The sequence below is a fragment of the Holdemania sp. genome (assembly GCF_986127675.1).
Map to the genome: position 1 here is coordinate 1 of NZ_CFQZWI010000131.1, position 6,567 is coordinate 6,567.

General features: G+C 55.0%; 6 protein-coding genes. All 6 read left to right on the plus strand.

Features of this window, described 5'->3' with window-relative positions:
- A partial coding sequence (locus tag AC5OW4_RS13815) for a topoisomerase DNA-binding C4 zinc finger domain-containing protein (RefSeq protein ID WP_493677105.1) occupies positions 1 to 309 on the plus strand: 309 nt, incomplete at its 5' end.
- Positions 299 to 1,609, plus strand: a complete 1,311-nt coding sequence (gene trmFO / locus AC5OW4_RS13820) for a methylenetetrahydrofolate--tRNA-(uracil(54)-C(5))-methyltransferase (FADH(2)-oxidizing) TrmFO (protein WP_072683526.1) — start codon at positions 299 to 301, stop codon at positions 1,607 to 1,609. The genes AC5OW4_RS13815 and trmFO, both read left to right, overlap by 11 nt.
- Positions 1,594 to 2,574 (plus strand): site-specific tyrosine recombinase/integron integrase, encoded by a 981-nt coding sequence (xerA, locus tag AC5OW4_RS13825; protein ID WP_083538424.1) that lies wholly within the window; start codon positions 1,594 to 1,596, stop codon positions 2,572 to 2,574. Before trmFO ends, xerA begins: the two co-directional genes overlap by 16 nt.
- Positions 2,575 to 2,756: 182 nt before the next feature.
- The gene (gene rpsB, locus AC5OW4_RS13830) at positions 2,757 to 3,698 is read left to right on the plus strand and encodes a 30S ribosomal protein S2 (protein ID WP_039865011.1); all 942 of its coding nucleotides are present in this window, start codon (positions 2,757 to 2,759) and stop codon (positions 3,696 to 3,698) included.
- A 2-nt stretch (positions 3,699 to 3,700) separates the two neighbouring features.
- A complete protein-coding gene (gene tsf, locus AC5OW4_RS13835; RefSeq protein ID WP_072683525.1) occupies positions 3,701 to 4,591 on the plus strand; it encodes a translation elongation factor Ts in 891 nt (296 codons plus the stop codon).
- Positions 4,592 to 4,763: 172 nt separating this feature from the next.
- Positions 4,764 to 6,374 carry a carbohydrate-binding domain-containing protein gene (locus AC5OW4_RS13840; RefSeq protein WP_072683524.1) on the plus strand — a complete coding sequence of 537 codons (1,611 nt, stop codon included), beginning with the start codon at positions 4,764 to 4,766 and terminating at the stop codon, positions 6,372 to 6,374.
- The last annotated feature ends 193 nt before the right edge of the window (positions 6,375 to 6,567 follow it).

Below are 6,567 nucleotides of genomic sequence, written 5' to 3' on the forward strand. Positions count from 1 at the left end.
TCCCTACACGACGCTCTTCCGATCTGCGAGTTAGTCATCCGCCAGGGCCGCTTCGGCAAGTTCATCAGCTGCCTGAACTATCCGCAATGCAAATACACGCGCAAAATCGAAGCGCCGGAAAAAGAAAAACCGGAGCCGACCGGCAAGATCTGTCCGGAATGCGGAGGCGAGCTGCTCAAGCGCAAAAGCCGCTATGGCAACTATTTCCTGGGCTGTTCCAATTTCCCGAAGTGCCGGCATATTGAAAATATCGAAGGCGAGAAGAAACCAACCTTCCGCCGGAAAGGGAAGAAAAAGGATGACGAGTAGGGTAACGGTCGTCGGCGCGGGGCTGGCGGGCTGCGAGGCGGCCTGGCAGCTGGCACAGCGGGGCATCGCGGTGACGTTAGTCGAAATGCGGCCGGAAAAAATGACGCCGGCGCACAAGACAGGCAAGTTTGCCGAGCTGGTCTGTTCCAACTCGCTGCGCTCCGACGCTCTGACCAACGCCGTCGGGGTGCTGAAAGCGGAAATGCGGCGGCTGGATTCCGTCATCATGAGCGTCGCAGATCAATACAAAGTGCCGGCCGGCAGCGCGCTGGCGGTCGACCGTGAAGCGTTTTCAGAAGCGGTGACGGAAAAAGTCAGCGGCCATCCGTTAATTGAAGTCGTTCATCGCGAGGTGACGGAAATTCCGGAAGGCCCGTGTATTATCGCCAGCGGCCCGCTGACCAGCGACGCGCTGAGCCGGCAGATTCAGGCGTTTTTCAATCAGGAATCCTTTTACTTTTACGATGCGGCCGCGCCGATCATCGACAAGGACAGCATCGACTTTACCCAAGCCTATTACAAATCCCGCTACGATAAGGGCGAGGCGGATTACATTAACTGTCCGATGGACAAAGCTCAGTTCGAGGCGTTTTACGACGCCTTAATCCACGCGGAAAGCGCGCCTGTCCACGAACATGAAAAAGAGATTTATTTTGAAGGCTGCATGCCGTTTGAGGAAATGGCGCGGCGCGGGGAAAAGACCTTGTTGTTCGGCCCGATGAAGCCGGTCGGTCTGGAACGTCCCGACGGCAGCCGGCCTTACGCCGTCGTGCAGCTGCGTCAGGACAACGCCGCCGCAAGCATGTATAACGTCGTCGGCTTCCAGACACATTTAAAATGGCCGGAACAGCGCCGCATCCTGCGGATGATTCCGGGCCTGGAAAACTGCGAGATCCTGCGCTATGGCGTCATGCACCGCAACAGCTATATCAATTCGCCGCTTTGCCTGCGGCCGACTTACCAGACCGTCAAGCGCGAAGATCTGTTTTTCGCGGGGCAGATGACCGGGGTGGAAGGGTATATCGAATCGGCGGCCAGCGGCTTAAATGCCGGCCTCCAATGCGCCCGGCTTGTGCTGGGGTTAACGCCGGAGCCGTTTCCGCAGACATGCATGATCGGCGCGATGGCGCATTACATCACGCATGCCGACCCGAAGCATTTCCAGCCGATGAACGCAAACTTCGGCATTCTGCCGTTAGTGCAGAAAGTGAAAAAGAGCGAACGCAAGGAAGCGTATGGCATCCAGGCGTTAAACGAGCTGGCGCAGTTTCAGCAGTCGCTGTCATGGAACACGAAGTAACGCCGGAAGAAGCCGCGAAAAAACAGCTGATGAGCGTGGCTGAGGAATTCGTTGAATTCATCGTGGCCCGCCGCAGCGGTTCCCCAGCCACCGCCGACAGCTACGGCCGTGATCTGGAACGCTTCGCAGCCTATCTGGCTGAAAAAAAGATTACGGATTTCGGTCAGGTCGACAAAGCGGTGATGTTTGATTATGTCACGCTTCTGCGCAGCGGCAAAATTACCCGCGGCAAGATCAGCGACAGCTCGTTTTCGCGGATGTTGTCGACGCTGCGGTCCTTTTATCACTATTTAATCCGGTACAAAGGCGTCAAGGTCAACCCGACGCGGGGGCTGCGTGCGCCTAAGCTTAACCGCACGATTCCGGAGTTTCTGACGTTTGATCAGATGATGACGCTGTTCGATTCGTTCGATCTGAACGATCCCGCGGCGCTGCGCAACCGCGCGATTCTGGAAACGATGTATGCCTGCGGGCTGCGCGTCAGCGAGGTGTGTTCGCTGACCCTGGCCGAGCTGGATCTCAATGAGCGGATCCTGACGGTGACCGGCAAGGGCGACAAGCAGCGGATCGTGCCGTTCTATAAACGTTTGAGAACACTGCTGATGCGGTATCTGCGGGATTCCCGGGCGCTGTATCTCAAGGAAGAGCACGGCTTTGTGTTTGTATCGCAGCGCGGGGCGCCGATCACGCCGCGGGCGGTGCAGCTGATTCTGGCCCAGGCTGGGCAGGATGCGGGACTGAACCAGCCGCTGCATCCGCACATGCTGCGGCATTCGTTCGCGACGCATCTGCTGGACAACGGCGTCGACCTGCGCACAGTCCAGGAACTGCTGGGGCACAGCTCGCTGTCAACGACGCAGATTTACACGCATGTGACCGTCGATCGGCTTAAGCAATCGGTTGACGCAGCGCATCCGCATTCACAATCCATTCTAAAAAATCGGAAAACTGTCAAAATTAGTTAAAATCAGGCTTAAACAGGGCACTTTTGGATTGCATCCAGGAGTGCCTTATGATATATTAATACATGGCATCCGCGAATAAAGGGTGCACTACACACATCATGGATTCACTGCTCCGTGCTTGAGCGATCAAGTTGCAGTGTTGGAAGTGATGGAGGATATAACGGAAAGTGAGGAAATTAAAAATGTCAGTTGTATCTATGCGTAAAATGCTCGAAAGCGGCGTTCATTTCGGACACCAGACCCGTCGTTGGGATCCGAAGATGAAACCGTATATCTACACGGCGAAAAACGGCGTCTACATCATCGACCTGGCGAAGACGCAGCAGAAGCTGGACGAAGCGTATGAAGCGATGAAGGCGATTGCGGAAAAGGGCGGCAAGGTTCTGTTTGTCGGCACAAAGAAGCAGGCTCAGAGCGTCGTTCTGGACGAAGCGCTGCGTTCTGGTTCCTTCTATGTCAACCAGCGTTGGCTGGGCGGCATCCTGACGAACTACCGCACGATTCAGAAGCGCATCAAGCGTCTGCTGGAAATTGAAGAAATGGAAGCTTCCGGTTCGATCAACGTCTATCCGAAGAAGGAAGTCGCTCAGATCCGCAAGGAAGCGGCTCGTCTGGAAAACTTCTTAGGCGGCATCAAAGAAATGAAGAAGCTGCCGGATGCGATCTTCGTTGTTGACCCGAAGGAAGAACACAACGCGGTTGCGGAAGCGAAGAAGCTGAACATTCCGGTCTTTGCGATGGTTGACACCAACTGCAATCCGGAAGAAGTCGATTTCCCGATTCCTTCCAACGACGACGCGATTCGTTCGGTAAAGCTGATCATCGGCGTACTGGCGGATGCGATCGTTGAAACCAAGGGCGGTCTGTTAAGCTATGCTTACCAGGAAGATCAGGAAGCCGAAGACATCACGATGAAGGAAGTCATCATCAACGTTGAACAGCAGGCGGAAGAAAACGAACGCCGCCGTCGTCAGAGAAACGAAGAACGCCGTCCGCGCAACAACCGCTACGGCGATAACAAGCGTTTCACACCAAGACGCGAAAACGCAGAAGCCGCCAAGGCTGCGGAAGCGGCTCCGGCTGCCGAAGCGAAACCGGCAGAGGCTGCGAAGGAGGCTGAATAATCATGGCAATTACCGCTGCATTAGTTAAAGAACTGCGCGAAAGAACCAGCGCAGGCATGATGGACTGCAAAAAAGCCCTGACCGAATGCGACGGCGACATGGAAGCGGCGATCACATGGCTGCGCGAAAAGGGAATCGCCAAAGCGGCGAAGAAGGCTGGCCGGATCGCGGCTGAAGGTCTGACCCGCGTCGTCACCGACGGCAACCGCGCGTGCCTGATCGAAGTGAACTCGGAAACGGACTTCGTCGCCAAGAACGAACAGTTCCTGGATCTGATCAATACCGCTGCCGACGTGATTCTGAAAGCGGCTCCGAAGACGTTGGAAGAAGCCTTAGCGCTGGATGTCAATGGGGCGACGCTGGAAAGCAAGTTCATCGACGCCACCGCGACGATCGGCGAAAAGATCACGCTGCGCCGCTTTGAAATCGTTGAAAAAGCAGACAACGACATTTTTGGAACGTATATGCACATGGGCGGCAAGATCAGCGCCTGCGTGGTCATGAAGAACAGCGATAATGCGGAAGTCGCCAAAGATATGGCGATGCAGGTCGCTTCGATGAGCCCGAGCTATGTTTCCCGCAACCACATGCCGGCAGACGTTGTTGAAAAGGAAAGAACCGTTCAGATGGAAATCATGAAGAACGATGAATCCCTGGCCAACAAGCCGGAAAAAGTGCTGCAGGGTATCGTTGAAGGCCGTCTGAGCAAGTCCTTGCAGGAAATGTGCCTGGTTGACCAGCCGTTCTTCAAGGATCCGAACCAGAAGGTTTCTCAGATCCTGAAGGCTGCGAACACGGAAGTCGAAAGCTTCGTTCGTTACGCTGTCGGCGAAGGTCTGGAAAAGCGCGAAGAAAACTTCGCAGAAGAAGTTGCCAAGCAGATCGGCAAATAAGTGAGTCTAAAAAGCGATTGAGCAATCAGTCGCTTTTTTTTGAAAAAGAAACTCTTCGTTCCCCGGATCCAATCAAAGCGGAATGATAAAATTCAGAGAAACACCTCCTGTTGTTCACGCAGCGTTCGTGTTCAAGGAATATACTATTTTCGTCTGAAAATGAGGTGAACCCATGAAACGAAATTATTTTGCGGCGCTGCTGGGCTTCAGTTTGATCCTAAGCGGATGCAGCGCCTTTCCCTCCGCTTCTTCAACAGAGACTCCGGTATCCCAAACAGAAGCGACGCTTATTCAGCTGAGCGACGATCAGATTCTCATCAACGCTCAGCCGGCTGATCAAACCGGTGCGGTGCAGCTTTCGCACGACATTGTCTATTATCAAGCCGGTCAGGGCGCTGATTATGGCGAAGGGGGTGCGGAAGATGAACACAGCGCGGAGGAAGCGCAGGCGCATACCGTAATCACGATCCGCGAACCGGGAACCTACCGCGTCAGCGGAAAACTCAGCGCCGGCCAGATCGCGATTGATTTAGGCGAGGACGCCAAAGACGATCCCAACGCCGTGGTCAATCTGATTCTTGATCAGGCTGAGATTACCTGTACCGTCGCCCCGGCGATCATTGTGTATAACGCCTATGAATGTGCTGGGGAAGAAGCGCTCAGCACGGTGGATACCCGAACGGCCGGCTTTAACCTGATTGTCGCGGATGGAACAGAGAACTATGTATCAGGTGCTTACGTTGCCAGAATCTATAAGGAAGGCACGACGAAAAAGCTGCATAAGTACGACGCCGCGATCGAATCCAAGGTTTCGCTGAACCTCAGCGGGGAAACCGCGGGCACCGGTATCCTGCGGGTCGAAGCAAGCAACGAAGGCATTGAGACTTCCATGCACATGACGATCAACAGCGGCAGCTGGATCATTCATTCCGCTGACGACAGTTTGAATGCCAATGAAGACGGTATTTCCGTGATCACGATCAACGGCGGAACTGTGCGGTGTGATGCCGGCGCTGGTCAGGAAGGCGACGGCATTGATTCCAACGGCTGGATTGTCATCAACGGCGGCACGGTCATCGCCGCGGCGAACCCGGTAAGCATGGACAGCGGCTTGGACTCTGACAACGGGATTTTGATTCATGGCGGCACGGTACTGGCCAGCGGGAATATGTTTGATGACGTGGATTCCGCGTCCACGCAGAATGTGATGGTATTCAGCTTCGCTCAGACGCAGAATGCCGGCGGGAAGCTTGTGCTTTCTGACAACGCGGGACAGCCGGTCGCCGGCTTGGCTGCCGCCAATGACTACACAGTGCTGGTCTATTCCAGTCCGCAGCTCAGCGAACAGGACTATACGCTGGCTCAGGCGGAAACCGTCGAAGGCGAAGACCTTGGCGGTCTGATCACTCCCGTTACCTCAGCGGTGGGGCTGACGGAGCTGAGCTATACCAAAACTGCGCTAAGCAGGGGCATGGGGATGCGCCCGCAGGGAGGTGAATTTCCGGAAGACGAAGGCCGAAAACCTGGTCAGCGTCAGGAAGGCGAAGGCCCGCAGGGCGAGATGCCGCAAGGAGAATTCCCGCAAGGAGAATCCCCGGCTGACGAAGCGGATCGGGAAGCCGGACCGCCGGCGGATCAGGAAGGTCCGATGGGCGGCAAACCGGAAGACGGCCGGGGGCCACAGAACCATGCCGACGATTCGTCCGGCGAGCTGAACGCCACGTTCACGGTTTCCTCCACGATCGCGATATTTTCCCAAATTCAGGCTTTGAAGGAAGAATAAGCCGGAGGCGGCGCATGCCGCCTTTTCGATCGTTCTATTTGAAAAAGCGCCGGTTGTTTTGCGAAAGAAACGAAAGACACAACAAATCTGAAAGATTGTCAACAAATTCTGCGTTCTGCTTTTCAAACTGCAGGAAATCGCCTACAATAAAGATAAGCAGGAAAAATAAAAATTTGCGCAGGGGTTTGAAAAA

What these genes read in the sequence shown, in the direction of transcription:
- tsf (WP_072683525.1), top strand. Translation starts at nt 3,701, where the DNA reads ATGGCAATTACCGCTGCATTAGTTAAAGAACTGCGCGAAAGAACCAGC.
- xerA (WP_083538424.1), top strand. Translation starts at nt 1,594, where the DNA reads ATGGAACACGAAGTAACGCCGGAAGAAGCCGCGAAAAAACAGCTGATG.
- AC5OW4_RS13840 (WP_072683524.1), top strand. Translation starts at nt 4,764, where the DNA reads ATGAAACGAAATTATTTTGCGGCGCTGCTGGGCTTCAGTTTGATCCTA.
- trmFO (WP_072683526.1), top strand. Translation starts at nt 299, where the DNA reads ATGACGAGTAGGGTAACGGTCGTCGGCGCGGGGCTGGCGGGCTGCGAG.
- rpsB (WP_039865011.1), top strand. Translation starts at nt 2,757, where the DNA reads ATGTCAGTTGTATCTATGCGTAAAATGCTCGAAAGCGGCGTTCATTTC.